This is a genomic window from Massilibacterium senegalense, from assembly GCF_001375675.1.
Lineage (GTDB): Bacteria > Bacillota > Bacilli > Bacillales > Massilibacteriaceae > Massilibacterium > Massilibacterium senegalense.
This window is the reverse complement of the sequence record NZ_LN831786.1, coordinates 953,336-968,142: the sequence shown is the minus strand read 5'-3', so window position 1 is coordinate 968,142 and position 14,807 is coordinate 953,336. Positions and strand designations below refer to the sequence as shown.

Annotated in this window: 16 protein-coding genes; 14 read left to right on the top strand and 2 right to left on the bottom strand. The window is 36.3% G+C overall.

Going from position 1 to position 14,807, the window contains the following annotated elements:
• Positions 1–57 precede the first annotated feature (57 nt).
• Entirely contained in the window at positions 58–3,114 is a 3,057-nt protein-coding gene (locus BN1372_RS08225) for an efflux RND transporter permease subunit (RefSeq protein ID WP_062198445.1), read from the bottom strand.
• 262 nt (positions 3,115–3,376) lie between these two features.
• Between BN1372_RS08225 and BN1372_RS08220 the strand changes: the two genes are divergently transcribed.
• A complete protein-coding gene (locus tag BN1372_RS08220; protein WP_062198443.1) occupies positions 3,377–3,694 on the top strand; it encodes an iron-sulfur cluster biosynthesis family protein in 318 nt (105 codons plus the stop codon).
• Between the two features lie 23 nt (positions 3,695–3,717).
• Here the strand turns inward: BN1372_RS08220 and BN1372_RS08215 are convergent, their stop codons facing one another.
• Complete coding sequence (locus BN1372_RS08215; RefSeq protein WP_062198441.1) at positions 3,718–4,629, bottom strand: aldo/keto reductase; 912 nt, start codon at positions 4,627–4,629, stop codon at positions 3,718–3,720.
• A gap of 146 nt (positions 4,630–4,775) precedes the next feature.
• Here BN1372_RS08215 and BN1372_RS08210 point away from each other — a divergent pair, with 146 nt between their 5' ends.
• From BN1372_RS08210 to spoIIAB, 13 genes are all read left to right on the top strand, one after another.
• Positions 4,776–5,315 (top strand): cysteine hydrolase family protein, encoded by a 540-nt coding sequence (locus BN1372_RS08210; RefSeq protein WP_187118403.1) that lies wholly within the window; start codon positions 4,776–4,778, stop codon positions 5,313–5,315.
• Positions 5,316–5,391: 76 nt separating this feature from the next.
• Positions 5,392–5,931 (top strand): NUDIX domain-containing protein, encoded by a 540-nt coding sequence (locus BN1372_RS08205; protein WP_062198436.1) that lies wholly within the window; start codon positions 5,392–5,394, stop codon positions 5,929–5,931.
• 73 nt (positions 5,932–6,004) lie between these two features.
• A complete protein-coding gene (spoIIM, locus tag BN1372_RS08200; protein ID WP_062198434.1) occupies positions 6,005–6,637 on the top strand; it encodes a stage II sporulation protein M in 633 nt (210 codons plus the stop codon).
• 168 nt (positions 6,638–6,805) lie between these two features.
• Positions 6,806–7,255, top strand: a complete 450-nt coding sequence (gene fur, locus BN1372_RS08195) for a ferric iron uptake transcriptional regulator (protein ID WP_062201199.1) — start codon at positions 6,806–6,808, stop codon at positions 7,253–7,255.
• A gap of 86 nt (positions 7,256–7,341) precedes the next feature.
• The gene (locus BN1372_RS08190) at positions 7,342–7,539 is read left to right on the top strand and encodes a DUF4227 family protein (protein ID WP_062198432.1); all 198 of its coding nucleotides are present in this window, start codon (positions 7,342–7,344) and stop codon (positions 7,537–7,539) included.
• Between the two features lie 12 nt (positions 7,540–7,551).
• Positions 7,552–8,442, top strand: a complete 891-nt coding sequence (xerD, locus tag BN1372_RS08185; protein WP_062198430.1) for a site-specific tyrosine recombinase XerD — start codon at positions 7,552–7,554, stop codon at positions 8,440–8,442.
• 25 nt (positions 8,443–8,467) lie between these two features.
• Positions 8,468–9,652 (top strand): phosphopentomutase, encoded by a 1,185-nt coding sequence (gene deoB, locus BN1372_RS08180; RefSeq protein ID WP_187118402.1) that lies wholly within the window; start codon positions 8,468–8,470, stop codon positions 9,650–9,652.
• A gap of 19 nt (positions 9,653–9,671) precedes the next feature.
• Positions 9,672–10,499 carry a purine-nucleoside phosphorylase gene (locus tag BN1372_RS08175; RefSeq protein ID WP_062198428.1) on the top strand — a complete coding sequence of 276 codons (828 nt, stop codon included), beginning with the start codon at positions 9,672–9,674 and terminating at the stop codon, positions 10,497–10,499.
• 1 nt (position 10,500) lies between these two features.
• Positions 10,501–11,331 (top strand): purine-nucleoside phosphorylase, encoded by an 831-nt coding sequence (locus BN1372_RS08170; protein ID WP_062198427.1) that lies wholly within the window; start codon positions 10,501–10,503, stop codon positions 11,329–11,331.
• Between the two features lie 13 nt (positions 11,332–11,344).
• A complete protein-coding gene (locus tag BN1372_RS08165) occupies positions 11,345–12,646 on the top strand; it encodes a pyrimidine-nucleoside phosphorylase (protein WP_062198425.1) in 1,302 nt (433 codons plus the stop codon).
• A gap of 112 nt (positions 12,647–12,758) precedes the next feature.
• Positions 12,759–13,895 (top strand): D-alanyl-D-alanine carboxypeptidase family protein, encoded by a 1,137-nt coding sequence (locus tag BN1372_RS08160; protein WP_062198423.1) that lies wholly within the window; start codon positions 12,759–12,761, stop codon positions 13,893–13,895.
• Between the two features lie 106 nt (positions 13,896–14,001).
• Positions 14,002–14,355 (top strand): anti-sigma F factor antagonist, encoded by a 354-nt coding sequence (spoIIAA, locus tag BN1372_RS08155; protein ID WP_062198421.1) that lies wholly within the window; start codon positions 14,002–14,004, stop codon positions 14,353–14,355.
• Positions 14,356–14,796 carry an anti-sigma F factor gene (gene spoIIAB / locus BN1372_RS08150; protein WP_062198419.1) on the top strand — a complete coding sequence of 147 codons (441 nt, stop codon included), beginning with the start codon at positions 14,356–14,358 and terminating at the stop codon, positions 14,794–14,796.
• Positions 14,797–14,807: the final 11 nt, after the last annotated feature.

Below are 14,807 nucleotides of genomic sequence, written 5' to 3'. Positions count from 1 at the left end.
ACGCCTCCTTTTTCGTTATTATATCATATACAACATGCACTTCCTTTTTAAAAGTTCTTATTTAGTAGCTTTTTTTTCTTTTTTTACTTGGCGGAAGAAACATAGTTCATAAAGGACTGGAACGAGAATAAGTGTTAATAAAGTAGAAGTTGTTAATCCACCGATGACAACAATTGCTAAGCCTTTTGAAATTAATGTTCCACTCGAAGTAGTGAATGCAAGTGGTAGTAAAGCAGCAATTGTAGCAAAAGCAGTCATTAAGATGGGACGTAATCGTGTTTTACCTGCTTCTATTAATGCTTCTTCAATGTTCATGCCTTTTTTTATTCTATTTTGACCAATTCGATCGACTAGAACGATAGCGTTTGTCGTTACAATTCCAATTAACATTAAAATCCCAATCATCGCACTTACAGACAATGGCTCACCAGAAATAAACAATCCGCCAAACGAACCAATTGGTACGAATACGAGCGACGATAAAATAATTAATGGAATTCTTGCTTGACCAAATGTAATAAGCATTGTGACATACACAAGACCGATGGCTACAATCATTGCTAGACCAAGGGATTGGAACGTTTCTTCTGCGTCTTCTGTATCACCAGCAACACGTACTTTCATCGTATCAGGGAAGTCAATTTCTTTGTTTACTTTTGCTTTTACATCAGTTGTTACTTGACGTAAATTTTTATCATCAATTTGTGCAGAAACTTGAGCATACACCTTTCTGTCTAATTTTTGAATAGATGTTACCGCATTCACTTTTTCTACTGTTGCTACTTCTTTTAACGGAATTGGTCCTTGATTGCTAAAAACGAGAATGTTTTCAAGTTCTTCTTTAGATGCAAGTGGTGTATTATATGCAAGTTCTACATTTTGTTCTTTTCCATCTAGGATAAGATTTCCAACAGAAACAGGCTTTGTTTGATCACTTACTAAACTGAGAATCATAAAGTTAGAAATAGCTAAATTGCTTGCTTTTTCGGAATCAATCGAAACAAGCCATTGTTGCTGTTTTTCTTGGAAATTATTCGTTACATACTTTAAACGTTCTTCCTTTTTCATTAATGCTTCGATTTCTTTCGATTTTGCTTCTAGTGCATCTATGTCATTCGAAAACAAATCAATCGTTAATTTATTGCTTGATGGCGGTCCACCAGATGGTGCTTCTTGCACAGAAATAATCGCCTTTTTAGAGTAACGACTAGCTACACCGTTTAAATCCTTTTCAATGGCTTTAATTTCTTTATCGATATCAGAACCATCTTTTAAATTAATAAAATAATTAGCGAGATTTTGTCGTTTCAAACCTGTTGCAAAATCACGACTACCAATACTAATTGTGACATCATCAATTGATTTCTTATTAAGCAACACTTTTTCAGCTTCTAGCGAAATCACATTTGTTTGATCTAATGGTGTAGAAGATGGCATCTCAATTTGAGCAATGAGTGATTTTTGTTTTTCATTTGGTAAAAAGACAAATCCTAAAGGTTTGACGAGAAATAAAGAACCCATTAATAAGGCGATAGATAAACCAATCGTCACTCCTTTATGACGTAGAGAAGCTTGTAAAAAAGAGGCATAAAGTTGTGTCACTTTGCCTTCCTTTGTTTCTGGCTTTACTTTTTTGAACGAAAACTTAGAAAGCGTCGGTACAATTGTAATAGCTACGACTAAAGACGTTAAAAGGGCAAAAACAACGGTTAACGCAAAAGGTAAGAAAAATTGCGATGTAATGCCCCCGACTAATCCAAGCGGTAAAAAGACAACCACGGTTGTAATAGTAGAAGAAGTAATCGCTTTTAAAATTTCTTGCGTAGAACTAACGATAAGTTCATCTTTATTCTCTTCTCCATTAGATTTCCGTATTCTTCTAAAAATATTTTCAATCACGACAATACTGTCATCTACCACTCGCCCTACAGCTACAGCCATGCCCCCGAGGGTCATAATATTTAACGTAATATTTAGCTCTTTTAAGAAAATGGCTGTAATGAGTAGGGATAATGGGATGGAAATAATCGTAATAAGGGTAGCACGTACATTGCGTAAAAATAATAAAACAGAAAGCGATGCGAATAACGCTCCGAATAATCCTTCTTTGATTAATGTTGTAACAGAATTTTTAATATTTGTCGCTTGGTCAAATCCAATGACATAATCCATGTCTTTTTCGTATTTATTCAATACGTTCATGACTTGATCTGCTACTTCTACCGTATTTGCTGTTTGCTTTTTTGAAACAGAAATAGATAAAGACGTTTGATTGTTGTAGCGTGTATATTCATTTTGTCTAGTGTTTGCTTCGATCACTGCAATATCTTCTAATGTAACAGGAACAGCTATTGCGTTTGATCCGCCTTGCCTAGCGTTATTCATCGGTGTAATCGATAATTTTTTTAATTCGTCGATTGTTTTTACTTTGTCTTCTACCCGGACAGGAATTTGGATATTTTCAGCCGTTACAGCTCCTGCAGGAAAAGATAAAAATTTACTGTTAATGGCTTGTTTTATTTGCTCTAATGTAAGACCAGCTTGTTGGGCCTTTTTTTTATCAACTGTAATTTGAACAAACTTTTCGTTTTCCCCACCAACGGACACACTGCTAATACCATTAATTTTTTTCAATTCTGGTAAGATAGATTTTTCTAATAATTGTTCGATGTTGGTGTTATCTTTGGCAAATAGCGATATATTATAAATAGGAACAGCACCGAACGAAAACTGGTCAACACGCGTTTCAATGTTCTCTGGTAAATCAAGTTTGTCTATTTCATCATTTACCTGTTGTTTAATTTTTTCTAAGTCTGTGTTAAAGGGAAATGTTAATGTAATGATACTTGTGCTCTCTAAAGAAGAGCTCGACATCGTTTTTAAATCTTCAATCGATTTTAATTCATTTTCTAATTTTTTCGTTACTTGTTCATCGACATCTTGCGGGGATGCCCCTGGATAAATAACTTGAATCGTTAATTGTGGGAATTCAATGTCTGGAAGTAAATCTACTTTTAATGAGCGAAAAGAATAAAGTCCGCCAACAATTAAAAGAAATGCTAAAATAAAAACAGCAAATGGATTTTTTAGACTAAACTTTGTAGTGGAATTCATAAAATGGTTCACCCTTTCTGTTTTAAAATGTCATCATTATTTTATTAGTATAAAATTAAATATATGTTTTGTGTATATTTTGTTCAAGTTATTTAGATGAATAAGAAAAAGGAATTGTAAAAAAGAAACCGAAATAGGAAATAGTAATATGTGTATGTAGGAAGAAAAAGTTCGCTTATGTGTTTATTCCCTCTTCCGAATGACATCTTGTCATGTGACGCCATTTTGAATCGATAGATAGGTATTAGAGAGGATTGATAAAATGAAAATTAATGTGAGTCAAGAAGCGAAGGAAAAATTAAATGCGGAAAAAAAGGAAGGACAGTTTTTATATTTACGTTATGACACAGAGGGTTGCGGGTGTGCAAACGATGGCATTTTTTATTTAACATTAAGTGACCAATCTCCAGATTCTAAAGATATTGCCATGGAATCAGATGGTCTAGAAGTATATGTATCTAAAATGTTACGGATTTATTTAACGGACGAATTGCAATTAGCATACAATCCTGAAACATTAACATTCCGCCTAAGTAATAAAGAACAGATTATTAATGCTAGAATGCGTTTAAAACGGTAAAATCTATCTAGGGAGATAGACTTTTACCGGTGTGCATGATATTTATTCATTGGTGTTATTTGTTGAAGTTTTACGATTTCTTCGTCTGTTAGCGAGACGTGCTTTGTTTGTATATTTTCTATCAACTGAATTTCATTACTTGCACCAGGAATGACGGTTGCGACAGCTGGATGGTGGAGGGTGTATCGAATGGCAAGTTGCGATAATGTACGTGTAGCATGACAAAATGGGTGCAATGCGTCTGTAATCTCTGCTAATTGTTCTTGATTATAGGATAGGTATTGCCCCTCTTTTTGTATTTTTTCGTGCGCCTTATTGGATAAATATCCTTTTGCTACTGGGCCACGCGCAATCACACTAATATGATGATTATCCAAAAAGGAAAGCATTTCTTCTTCAAGGCGACGATCAAGTAAGCTATATTGCATCATAACTGAAACGATCTTGGATCGTTTTGCATATTCACGAATCACATTTGGACGAATAGAAGAAATGCCATATTCACGAATGATTCCTTCTTGTTTTAGTTCTTCAAAAGCTTCAATTGTTTCATCGATTGGATCATCAATCGTTCCTCCGTGTAATTGATAAAGGTCGATATAATCCGTTTGTAGTCGACGAAGGCTATTTTTCACCGCTTGTTTTATATACGCCTTTGAAGGATCCCAAAACCAGTCATCTTTCCCTTTTGTAAAATGGTTACCGACCTTTGTCGCTAAAATAACTTTTTCCCGTTTTCCTTTTAGTGCTTTCCCAACAATTTCCTCATTCCAACCTTTACTGTAAAGGTCTGCTGTATCAAAAAAGGTAATCCCTTCATCTATCGCTCGATGAATAAGGGAAATAGCTTTTTGTTCATTAGATGGAAGAGACATGCACCCAAAACCAATTTCACTTACAATTAAATCGGAGTTTCCTAACTGGTTTTTCTTCATCCTGATTCCCCCTTTATATATATCTTTGTTTATTGTATCGTAATGTATCTATTTCATGCAAAAAGAACCATTATCTTCTGTTTAAAAGGATGTCTTTCGTTGCTTGCAAAGATTCTTTGTGTTACGTTTGAAAAAAGGAGGCATGTATGATGAAAGAAGCTTTGTTAATTGTGGATATGAGTAACGATTTTGTTGCAGATGATGGTTCTTTAACTGTTGGAAAAGCAGCACAACAAATTGTTCCAGAAATTATTCGATTAGCGAATGAATTTATTGAAAATGGTCAAGTCGTAGCAATTTGCATGGATGCGCATGAAGAAAATGATGAGCATTTTACATTATGGCCACCGCACAACATAAAAGGAACAAAAGGGCAACAACTATATGGAGATTTGTACGATTGGTATGAACAACATAAACCGTTAGACCAAGTATTGTATATCCCAAAAGCGGAATACGATGCATTTTTTAACACTTCTTTAGAAGAAGAATTAAAGCGTCGTCACGTGACGAAAGTACATATTGCAGGGGTTTGTACAGATATTTGTGATTTCTTAACCGCATATGGAGCGTACGCAAGGGGATTTCAAACGGTTGCGTATAAACGTGCAACAGCAACATTTACGAATCATCATGACACTTTTTTACAAAAAATGAATGCGATTTTCAAAACGGAAATTCGTTAAAACCATATTATTTTTCAAGTATATTCCGATTTGTTAGACTGAAAAGGAATGATATGGAACAGAAGGAGGATGCTTTGTGGACCATTTATATGAAAAAACAATATCAATGACATCAATTTTTAAAGGAAATGTTATTTCATTACGAACAGAAAACGTCCAATTACCAAATGGAGAAGAAACAGTACGAGAATTAGTGCATCATCCTGGAGCAGTTGCGATTATTCCAGTTACGGAAGAGGGAAAAATAGTGGTTGTTCGTCAATTTCGCAAAGCATTAGAAAAAACAATTATTGAGATTCCTGCAGGTAAGTTAGAACCAGGGGAGCAACCAGAAGCGTCCGCACATCGCGAATTAGAAGAAGAAACAGGATACATAGCGAAAGAGATGACGTATATGACGACTTTTTACACGTCTCCTGGCTTTGCAGATGAACTTGTTCACATGTATGTAGCAAAAAATCTTGACATCGGTGTCGTAAATAGAGATGACGATGAGTTTATGGATGTGCTAACGATTACGTTAGAAGAAGCGAAAGCACTCATTCAGTCCGGAGACATTTGTGATGCAAAAACGATGTATGCTGTACAATATATGGAGTTACATATAAATAAATAATCGAAACCGCCTTTGTTATATTTTTTCTTTCCCTACATATAGATGAACTAAATGAGTAGTAGGGAGGAGCAATATGAACGGGCGGTTTTCCAATTGGGTACAGCTTCACATTAAAACGTATTCATCTTTATACGTATTCACCATTATTTTGTTTGTGATGGGCGTTATGTTTGGAGCGATTATTGTAAATAGTTTAACATTTGAACAGAAAAAAGATCTCTATGGTTATTTAACCCGCTTTTTTGGACAAGTTTCCGATGGACAACTTGTTAGTGCGCAAGATATTTGGATCCAAGGAATTATTCATTATAGTAAATATATTGGTTTAATTTGGTTGTTGGGATTATCGGTTATCGGATTGCCAATTTTACTCATTTTGTTGTTTTTAAAAGGGGTAATGATTGGTTTTACGGTAGGATTTCTCGTCAATCAAATGGGTTTATACGGTTTCTTTCTTTCTTTTGCTTCGATCATTCCGCAAAATATTTTGTTGATTCCAACCATTATTTTAATTACTACGATGGCTCTTTCGTTTTCTTTAACGTTAATTAAACAACAATTAGGGAAAAGTCGCTTTTTGTTTGGTCCATTATTTTTTCGATACAGTTTATATTTACTACTTTCTTTCTTCTTCATTGTAGTGGCAAGCTTTTTGGAAGCATACCTTTCACCACTTTTGATGAAAATGATTATCAACTATAAATAATGAAACACGTAATTGAGAATTTTTTATCGCTTTCAAAAGGTTGATGGGTGTAGGTGAATATGGAATTCCCTCGTTTTTTTCAATAATAATTATTATAATTTGACACTTTCGTAAACTGTGCTTATAATGATAATGTGAATGGCGAGGGAGGGTAATGTAAAAATGACAATGGAAAATCGAATTGAGCGAATAAAAAAACAATTGCATGCACAAAGCTATAAATTAACACCACAACGTGAAGCAACCGTGCGTGTATTATTAGAAAATGAAACAGACCATTTAAGCGCGGAAGATGTTTACCTCCTCGTAAAAGAAAAAGCACCAGAAATCGGTTTAGCTACCGTTTATCGGACGTTAGAATTATTAACCGAACTAAAAGTGGTTGATAAAATTAATTTTGGTGACGGTGTTTCCCGCTATGATTTACGAAAAGAAGGGGCCGATCATTTCCATCATCACCTTGTTTGTTTAGAATGTGGAGCTGTAGAAGAAATTGAAGAAGACTTACTTGATGATGTAGAAAAAGTAGTCGAAAAAGAATTTCAATTTTTAGTAAAAGACCACAGATTAACTTTTCATGGAATATGCAGACAATGTCAACAAAAAAATAAAAAATAAACGAAAACCTTTTCCAAAAAGAAAAGGTTTTTTTATGTTTTGCTACATATACTGGTTACAGCAAAGAAAAAAAGTGAGGCGGAAGAATGAAGACAATGTTTGGTCTGATGAAAATCGTGCTGTTTTTCGTTATATGTACGCTCCTGTTTTATTATGGTATTCTTTTTTTAAAAGAAAAAACAAATACGCCAAGTGAACCGACGAAAGACTCTTTGCCTGTTCAAGAGGAAGGGGAACATTCGTGGATTGATCGAGTCGAACTTTTTTATTACTTAGGAGAATAGGATGAACAATATATGAAAGAAACAATAAACGTTTTTTTGCAATATTTAATGATTGAACGCGGACTAGCACAAAATACGATACAAGCATATAAGCGAGATTTATATCAGTATGTGCACTATTTACAACAAATCGAACAGCTTTCCTCTTTTGACCTTGTACAGCGGGTTCACGTCGTATCGTACTTAAAGTTTTTACAAGAAAAAGGACGGAAATCGACGACTATTGCCCGGCAGCTAGCTTCTATTCGGACGTTTCATCACTTTTTAGTACGGGAAGAAAAAGTGACAAGTGACCCAACAGCTTATTTAGAAACTCCAAAGTTAGAGCGAAAATTACCACAAGTGTTATCGGAAGAAGAAGTGCAAGCATTATTGTCGGTTCCAAATACGACCACCATCTTTGGGATACGAGACCAAGCGATGTTAGAAGTACTTTATGCGACTGGTATTCGTGTATCAGAATTAGTGCAGTTGAATGTAGACGATATTCATTTGCAAATGGGTTTTTTACGCTGTCTTGGAAAAGGAAATAAGGAGCGAATTGTTCCATTAGGAAAGGTAGCGATTCGAGCTGTTTCACATTATTTACAGACAGGTCGCCCAGCATTATTAAAAAAAGAACAAACCACAGCATTATTTTTAAATCACCACGGGAGAAGGTTAACGAGACAAGGTTTTTGGAAATTGTTAAAACAAATGGCTCAAAAAGCAAATATCCAAAAAACACTTACCCCTCATACCTTAAGACATTCCTTTGCAACACACTTATTAGAAAATGGGGCTGACTTACGGGCTGTACAAGAAATGCTTGGACATGTAGATATTTCTACTACACAAATGTATACCCATGTAACAAAAACTCATTTAAAAGATGTATATAAACAATTCCATCCACGTGCGTAAATGGATAGAAGAAAGGACAGTGTTTATGGTGAAGCAACGATTTACACGTATTCATTTAATTGTATTAGATTCTGTTGGGATTGGGGAAGCGCCAGATGCAGCACTTTTTCATGACGAAGGTGCACATACGCTTGGTCATATAGCAGAACAAGTCAATGGATTACATATGCCGAATATGGAGCAACTAGGTTTAGGAAATATAGAAGAAATCAAGGGAATAAAACAGACGATGTTGCCCCATGGCCATTATGGGAAAATGCAAGAAATATCGAGTGGAAAAGATACGATGACGGGACACTGGGAATTAATGGGCCTTCGGATAGATGTTCCTTTTCAAACATTCCCAAATGGATTTCCAAATGAATTAATCGATGCATTGACGGAACGGACAGGTAGAAAAATAATCGGAAACAAAGTTGCAAGTGGGACAGCTATTATTGAAGAACTAGGAGAGATTCATCAGCAAACAGGTGCTATTATTGTTTATACATCTGCAGATTCTGTATTGCAAATTGCTGCACACGAAGAAACAATTCCGTTAGAGGAGTTATATGATATCTGTCAAATTGCTCGAGAATTAACGTTAGATGAACAATATCGTGTGGGACGAGTTATTGCTCGTCCGTTTATTGGAGAAAAAGGAGCATACACTCGTACCCCTAACCGACATGATTATGCATTAAAACCGTTTGGACGAACCGTCATGAATGAATTAAAAGATAATGGATATGATTGTATCGCAATTGGAAAAATTAACGATATTTATGATGGCGAGGGTGTGACAAAAGCAATTCGAACCACTTCAAATGAAGATGGGATGGATCGATTAGAGGAAGTGTTACAACAAGATTTTTCTGGATTATCTTTTTTAAATCTTGTAGATTTTGATGCACAATATGGCCACCGCCGTGATCCTATTGGGTATGCACAAGCATTAGAAGTATTTGACGAGCGATTAAAAAAAACATGCTCCTTATTAAAAGATGATGATTTGCTCATTATTACAGCCGATCATGGAAACGATCCGACATATCGTGGCACAGATCATACAAGGGAATATGTACCATTAATTTGTTATCATCGCACAATGAAGCGAGGGGAAAATCTAGGTATTCGTGCTACATTCAGTGATGTAGGAGCAACGATAGCTGAAAATTTCAACGTGAGGATGCCGAAAAATGGAATGAGTTTTTTACGAGCAATCATCTAGCATAAGGAAGGGGTATCGAATGAAGAAAAAAATAAAAGAAGCGACCCAATTTTTACAAGAAAAAGGGAAGATACAGCCGAAAATAGGTATCATTTTAGGCTCTGGATTAGGTGGATTAGTAGAGGAAGTAACATCATGTAAAGTAATTCCATATGAACAAATTCCGCATTTTCCCGTTTCAACGGTAGAAGGACATGGAGGGAATATGATAATTGGGTATTTACATGACATTCCAGTTATTATGATGCAAGGTCGCTTTCATTATTATGAAGGATACTCGATGCAAGAAATTACATTTCCAGTGCGTGTAATGAAAGCATTAGGGATTGAGAGTTTGCTTGTAACAAATGCAGCTGGAGGGATAAATGAATCATTTGTACCTGGTGATCTAATGATTATTAACGATCATATTCAAGCGATGGGGTCGAATCCATTGATTGGGGGCAACGACGAACAATTAGGAGCTCGGTTTCCAGATATGAGCCGAGTATATAAAGAAAGTTATCGTACCATGGCGAAGGAAGTAGCAAAACGGTTAGGTATTTCAATCAAAGAAGGGGTATACATAGCAGTAACGGGACCAAGTTATGAAACACCTGCAGAAATTAGGATGTTTCGAACATTAGGAGCAGATGCAGTTGGGATGTCTACCGTTCCAGAAGTAATCGTTGCTGGTCATACGAAATTACCTGTTTTAGGAATATCGTGTATTACGAATTTAGCAGCTGGTGTTTCCACGCATACATTGTCACACAAAGAAGTCATCGAAACGACAGAGCGAGTGAAAGAGACATTTCAAACATTAGCGAAAGAAGTGGTAGTAGAAATGGTTAGAAAGGGTGAATAAAGTGGAACGTGTATTTCAAAAAGTACAAGAAGCAACACATTTTATCCAAAGAAAAATTGGGCAACCGATAAGCATTGGGGTTATTTTAGGTTCTGGATTAGGGGAGATGGCAGATGAAGTAAAGGAAGCTACCATTATTCCTTATGAAGAGATTCCCCATTTTCCAATTTCGACAGTGGAAGGACATGCAGGACAATTAGTAATTGGACAATTTCAAGGGAAACAAGTATTAATGATGCAAGGTCGTTTTCATTATTATGAAGGGTATTCGATGCAAGAAGTAACGTTTCCGGTACGCGTGATGAAAGCATTAGGAATTGAAACCTTAATCGTTACGAATGCTTGCGGGGGAATGAATGCATCTTTTCGTCCTGGTGACTTAATGTTGATTATGGACCATTTAAATATGACGGGTACCAATCCGCTAATTGGACCAAACATAGAAGCTTTTGGCCCAAGGTTTCCAGATATGAGCAAAGCGTATGCTATTTCATTACGGGAAGTAGCAAAACAAGTGGCGATCAAACAAGGAATCACTCTTCAAGAAGGTGTGTACGCCGGAATTACAGGACCAAGTTATATGACAGGTGCTGAACTTGTCATGCTTCGAAATCTTGGGGCAGATGCGGTCGGCATGTCTACTGTTCCAGAAGTGATTGTTGCAGGTCATATGAATATGCGCGTTTTAGGTATTTCTTGTATTACGGACATGGCCATTGGAGAAGAATTAGAGCCGTTAACGCACGAGCAAGTGGTAGAAGTAGCAAACAAAACGAAACCAACGTTTATTGCACTTGTCACAGATATCATCGCTCAAATTCCGAATGAGTAAAGAGGGTATTTAGATGAGAATGATAGAGTGGATTGAAAAAAAACGAAATGGTTTTTCGTTAACAAAACAAGAGATAGAACAAATGATACAAGCTTATACTGCAGGTGTGGTTCCAGATTATCAAATGTCTGCTTTTTTAATGGCAGTTTATTTTAAAGGAATGACGGTAGAAGAAAGTGCTTATTTAACAATGGCGATGGCTCAAAGTGGCGATCAGATGGATTTATCACCCATTGATGGAATTAAAGTCGATAAACATAGTACAGGCGGAGTGGGAGATAAAGTAAGTTTAGTGCTAGGTCCGTTAGTGGCCTCTTGTGGCGGAAAAGTAGCAAAAATGAGCGGCAGAGGTCTCGGCCATACTGGTGGTACAATTGATAAATTAGAATCATTTCCAGGATTTCAAGTAGCGATTCCAAAAGAGACTTTTTTTGACCTAGTAAATACACATGGTATCTCTATCATTGGACAAAGTGCTCAATTGACGCCTGCAGATAAAAAAATGTACGCGTTGAGGGATGTAACGGCAACAGTCGATTCCATTCCTCTAATTGCAAGCTCCATCATGAGTAAAAAAATTGCTGCAGGTGCAGATGCGATTGTGTTAGATGTAAAATGTGGGAATGGGGCATTTATGAAAACGCAACAAGAAGCAGCAGCATTAGCAGAGTTAATGGTGAATATAGGGGGAAGAGTAGGAAGGCAAACGATTGCGGTTATTTCTAACATGGCAGAACCGCTCGGTCATGCAGTGGGAAACATACTCGAAGTAAAAGAAGCGATTGCTACTTTAAACGGGGAAGGTCCAGCGGATGTGCTGGAATTATGTCTAACATTAGGAAGTTACATGTTACTTTTAAGTAAAAAAGCCGCCACGATAGAAGAAGCACGCGCACAATTACAAACAGCTATTGTGTCAGGAAAAGCATTAGAAAAGTTTCGTACCTTTGTCCTCAATCAAGGCGGGGATAAAACATATATTGACCATCCTGAAAAATGGGGAGATACGAAATTTCAAGTTGATATCCAAGCATCATTTACAGGATACATTGAACAAATAGATGCACATGCCATTGGGATAGCCGCAATGAAACTTGGGGCCGGAAGAGCAACAAAAGAATCGACAATCGATCATCAAGTAGGAATTATTATCCACAAAAAAATAGGAGATGAAGTCCATCCATATACCGTTATTGCTACAATTTATGTAAACAATGAATCATATAAAGAAAGCGTCCAATTAGTGAAAGATGCTTTTTCATATTCAACCAGTATAGTAGAAAAACCAACTGTTTTACTACAAGTTATCCAATAGGCAAGCCACTCGGTTAGAAACCGAGTGGCTTTTTATGTAGGCAAAATCGGAAATAGATGTATAAAAGAAAATAGGTTGGAAAAAATGTGTAGTGAAAAGGAGGCGAATACATATGAGGAAAAAAATAGTGGCAATTAGTCTGCTTATTTTTTTATGTAGTGGAACAATTAGTGATGCAAAAGAAATGGAAATCCCAGCACCCTCCGTAATCTTAATAGAGCGAGATACGGGTGTTGTGTTAACCGAAAAAAATAGTCATGAGCAATTACCACCAGCAAGTATGACGAAAATTATGACGATGATTCTTATTATGGAAGCATTAGATGAGAAAAAAATAACCTTAAAAGAAGAAGTGGTAGCTAGTGAACGAGCAGCCTCTATGGGGGGCTCACAAATCTTTTTAGAAGCGGGAGAAGTAATGACGGTAAACGATTTATTAAAAGGAGTGGCCATTGCATCAGGAAATGATGCATCCGTAGCGCTAGCAGAACATTTATACGGAAGCGAAGAAGCATTCGTTAAACAAATGAATAAAAAGGCGAAACAATTAGGATTAAAAAATACGCACTTTGAAAATGCTACGGGATTACCAGCAAAAAATCATTACAGCAGTGCATATGATATGGCAAAAATGGCGAAAGAATTATTAAAACATGAAAAAATTATCGATTATACGAAGCAATACGAAGATTATTTACGCAAAGGAACAGATAGGGAATTTTGGTTAGTAAATACGAATCGTCTTGTCCGTTTTTTTGATGAGGTAGATGGGTTAAAAACAGGATATACGAGTGAAGCAAAATATTGTTTAACGGCAACTGCTAAAAAAGGAGATATGAGAGTCATTAGCGTCGTAATGGGAGCCGAAAGTCCAAAAGAGCGAAATAAAATGACAATGGACTTATTTGCATATGCCTTTTCTTCTTTTGAAACGAAGAAACAATATACAAAAGGATCGGTTGTGAGAAATGTTCCGATTGAAAAGGCAAAACAACAAACGATTTCGATAGTAACAAACGAAGACGTGTCCATTTTAACAAAAAAAGGACAAACGGAAAAATGGGAAGAGTCGATTCATCTAGATGAACTTACACTTCCAATCAAGAAAGGACAAAAAGTAGGGAAGTTAACGTTAAAACAAGAAGGAAAAGTAATGGTTGAGACAGATTTAATCGCAAAAGAAACGATAGAAGAAGCAAGTGTGTTCACCTTTTTTACTCGGTCATTACGTTCTTTAACCCATCGTTAACAATTGTCAAAAGTGATCACCTTTCTTCTAATTTTGTCATAGAGAAGGAGTTCTTCTCCCCATTCACGAACTTCAAGAAATAGTGTGATTAAAGGAGGAATGGTGAATGGGTCTACATATCGACCTCGAAAAAATAGAAGAAACGTTAGTCGTCCGTTTAATTGGTGAGTTAGATCATCATACTGCAAAAATGTTACGGGAAAGAATGGAACAAATGATGAGTCGAGAACAAATTACGCACCTTGTATTTAACTTAAAAGGTCTTCAGTTCATGGATAGTTCGGGATTAGGGGTGCTTCTCGGACGTTACAAACAAGTAGATGCAATTGGTGGTAAATTAATTGTTTGTCACGTATCACAAGAAATTGATAAATTGTTTGAAATGAGCGGGATCTATAAAATTATCCCGGTGGAAAAAAATGAAGAAGAAGCATTAAAAAGAGTAGGGGTGTGGGTGTAGATGAGAAATGAAATGAAGCTTGAGTTTTTAGCAAAAAGCGAAAACGAATCATTTGCTCGCGTGACTGTCGCAGCTTTTATTTCCCAACTCGATCCAACGTTAGATGAATTGACCGAAATTAAAACAGTCGTATCAGAAGCGGTAACAAATGCGATTATTCACGGCTATAACAACGAGGAAACAGGGCGAGTGTACGTACACGTTATATTAGAAGACGGGGTTGTGATGATTACGATTCAAGATCACGGAGTAGGAATTGGGAATATTGAACAAGCACGTGAGCCTTTATTTACAACAAAGCCAGAGTTAGAACGTTCTGGTATGGGGTTTACGATTATGGAGAATTTTATGGATGAAATGAAAATCGAATCTGCTCCATCGAGCGGAACAACGGTTCACCTTGTGAAAGTGCTGTCAAAATCAAAAGCGTTGTGTAATTAAGGAGAATGGGT

Bases quoted from the DNA above. Each gene is read 5' to 3' on its own strand.
- spoIIM (WP_062198434.1), top strand. From the start codon at position 6,005: ATGAACGGGCGGTTTTCCAATTGGGTACAGCTTCACATTAAAACGTAT.
- BN1372_RS08160 (WP_062198423.1), top strand. From the start codon at position 12,759: ATGAGGAAAAAAATAGTGGCAATTAGTCTGCTTATTTTTTTATGTAGT.
- BN1372_RS08210 (WP_187118403.1), top strand. From the start codon at position 4,776: ATGATGAAAGAAGCTTTGTTAATTGTGGATATGAGTAACGATTTTGTT.
- BN1372_RS08220 (WP_062198443.1), top strand. From the start codon at position 3,377: ATGAAAATTAATGTGAGTCAAGAAGCGAAGGAAAAATTAAATGCGGAA.
- BN1372_RS08215 (WP_062198441.1), bottom strand. From the start codon at position 4,629: ATGAAGAAAAACCAGTTAGGAAACTCCGATTTAATTGTAAGTGAAATT.
- BN1372_RS08175 (WP_062198428.1), top strand. From the start codon at position 9,672: ATGAAGAAAAAAATAAAAGAAGCGACCCAATTTTTACAAGAAAAAGGG.
- fur (WP_062201199.1), top strand. From the start codon at position 6,806: ATGGAAAATCGAATTGAGCGAATAAAAAAACAATTGCATGCACAAAGC.
- deoB (WP_187118402.1), top strand. From the start codon at position 8,468: ATGGTGAAGCAACGATTTACACGTATTCATTTAATTGTATTAGATTCT.
- spoIIAB (WP_062198419.1), top strand. From the start codon at position 14,356: ATGAGAAATGAAATGAAGCTTGAGTTTTTAGCAAAAAGCGAAAACGAA.
- spoIIAA (WP_062198421.1), top strand. From the start codon at position 14,002: ATGGGTCTACATATCGACCTCGAAAAAATAGAAGAAACGTTAGTCGTC.
- BN1372_RS08190 (WP_062198432.1), top strand. From the start codon at position 7,342: ATGAAGACAATGTTTGGTCTGATGAAAATCGTGCTGTTTTTCGTTATA.
- BN1372_RS08225 (WP_062198445.1), bottom strand. From the start codon at position 3,114: ATGAATTCCACTACAAAGTTTAGTCTAAAAAATCCATTTGCTGTTTTT.
- xerD (WP_062198430.1), top strand. From the start codon at position 7,552: ATGAAAGAAACAATAAACGTTTTTTTGCAATATTTAATGATTGAACGC.
- BN1372_RS08165 (WP_062198425.1), top strand. From the start codon at position 11,345: ATGAGAATGATAGAGTGGATTGAAAAAAAACGAAATGGTTTTTCGTTA.